Source organism: Variovorax sp. P4_D9 (genome assembly GCF_056401695.1).
Map to the genome: position 1 here is coordinate 1 of NZ_JBFUIU010001128.1, position 2,322 is coordinate 2,322.

2 protein-coding genes are annotated in these 2,322 nt (G+C 68.4%); both read right to left on the reverse strand.

Features of this window, described 5'->3' with window-relative positions; translation table 11 throughout:
- Nucleotides 1-1,638: esterase/lipase family protein (locus AC1DY5_RS51915; RefSeq protein WP_478122060.1), on the reverse strand; the 1,638-nt coding region annotated here is incomplete at its 3' end.
- A 131-nt stretch (nucleotides 1,639-1,769) separates the two neighbouring features.
- Nucleotides 1,770-2,322 (reverse strand): hypothetical protein (locus tag AC1DY5_RS51920; RefSeq protein WP_478122061.1); only part of this gene is annotated, 553 nt, incomplete at its 5' end.

Consider the following 2,322-nt stretch of genomic DNA (forward strand, 5'->3'; position numbering starts at 1 on the left):
GATGCGGTCCGCGCCCTGCTTGAGATTGCTGCCCAGAATGCCCGGCAGCACGAAGACCGCCGGCTTGTAGGGATCCGGCTCGGTGGGGCGCCGCGCGCGTTCGCCCGACGCGCTCTCACCGGCCCAGGACAACTGCCCGATCGTCCTGAAGCCTTCGGGCTGCGTTTCGGTGAGGGCTCGCAGCACGCCCTGCGCCGTCGTTTCGTTGACGAAGTAGCTGAAGTGCGTCGCGAACTGGCTCTGGTCGAGCATGAACGTCGAGCCGCCGGCACGCGGCGCACCGCCGTACATCGAGCGCGTGTGGACCACGATGTCGTTGTCGGTCCAGTAGTACGCGTCCGCCAGCATCGCCTTGAGCCAGCTGCCGACGCTGTTGCCGCGCTGGAGGTCGCCGGCCACCACGCGCAGGTCTCCGGCGATCGGCTCGGGCGCGGCGTTCAGCCAGTTCACCAGTGGGGTGTCGGGCATCATCGCCGCCAGCCCGGGCACCGACGCCGGGTCGGTGCGGCGGCGCGCCACTTCACCCACGAAGTCGACGAAGCCGCCGGCCAGGGTCAGGCCAGTGGCTTCCAGCGTCCACTTTAGTACCGACACGTAAGCGTCAAGGCGGTTCGACGCGAGCAGGGTGCCGCGCGCCGGGCAGGCCACCCGCACCACGCGTTCCACCTGGATGCTCTTGGCCTTGACGAGCGCGGCCAGGTCGCGCAATTCCTTCGCCTGCCCGGCATAGGCGGGGTCGGAGAAAAAGGCAAGATCGGCATCACCCAGTTCACCGCCCTGGCCGGCCAGGCGCGCCAGCACTTCCGCCACGAGACCGCCGCGCGAATGCGAGAGCAGGTGCAGGCGTGCGCCGTCGGGCAGTGCGTCGACCAGGGTGCGGGCGTTGGCGATGGGGCTGGCGCCGAGTGTCGGATGGTCGAGTGCGTAGACCGCACCGTTGTACTTGCCGAAGAGCTGGTTCACGCCTGCGCGGTGGGCAAGCCAAAGTTTCTCGAAAGTGCTGGCGGTTTCGACGAAGGTGCCATGCAACAGGACCAGGATCGGCTCCCGTGTGGCGGGGATCTTGTTCACTTTGCTGCCGCTGCCCTTGAGCTTGTCCAGCCGGTCGGCCTGCAGGGCGTAGACGCCGGCGTCGACCTGGCTGTCCACCATCTTCACGATCTTGTCGCCGGCGAACTCGGCCGCCTTCCCTTTAAGCAGGTTGCCAATGACCTGGAAGCCCGAAATCGCGACGCGGCCGATGTCGCTCAAGTCGCGGGTGGCCTCTGCCGCGTCGGCGCCGGGCCAATGGAGTTGGGCCTGCACCGGCACATCGCCACCGCCTGCGCGCGAGGGGCCGGCCGGTCCGAGCAGCAGCGCCCGTGCGGTGGCCGGGTGCAGCAACAGCACCGGGCCGTCTTCGATATGCAGGGCGACGATGTCTTCACCGGGCACGGCAGTCACGCGCACCGGTGCAGCGCCGTCGCGCTGGGTGCCGATGCGTACCGACGACTTGACATCCCCGGTGGGCAAGGCCTGAGCCGCGGTGCCAAGGCCGCCGGCCCTGCTGAACATCGCGGCGGCGGCGGGCGCGGGCGCGATGGACCCGCTCTGGCCGGGGACGATGAACGTGATGGGGGTCGTGTCGTCGGTGGCCATCGGCGGGTGTTGAAGTTGCGTCGAGGCGCCAAGCTTCGGGGAAAACGTCAAGGCCGGCAAGCGGCCGCCTCTCCCATTTTGGGGAGGCGCCGCGTGCCGGGCCACGCTAGGCCTAAGCTGCTGCAGCTGCCTCAGAGCTCCGCGTTGATGATCCGCCGGCGAAATGGGCGCACGAGCCTGTGCAATACGCCGATCTGCTCGGCCGTGTCCGCGTAGCCGAGCAATTGGCCCGCCGCGCGCAGCATGAAGGGCGGGTTTCTTGCCTTGCCGCGGGAAATGAGCCTGACGTTGGTGCCCGCTGCCAGCGCCATGCCCGCCTCGATGCAACTGTTGACGTTGTCATCCGTGATGTCGGCCATCACCAGAAATGCGTTGCAAATCGTCCCCATGATCGACGCGTGCAACGATTCACTCTGGATCTCGTTGCCAACGATGACGGGCATGCCGCCGATCTGCTCGACCAGGCGGCGCATGGCGCCGCCCGCCACGGCCGCCTGCGAATCCAGGTCCAGCGCCCAGAAGATGTACTGCGGTCTGGGCGGCTCCACCCAATCATCCCAAAGCCCGCCGAGCGCGGCGGTCACGGCCTCCGGGCACACGGTCGCGTCGGTGTCCATCCGATGCCAGTGACTGTCCGGCCTGTCACCGCGCGACACCCGCGGATCCGCCACGATGACCGAAGGT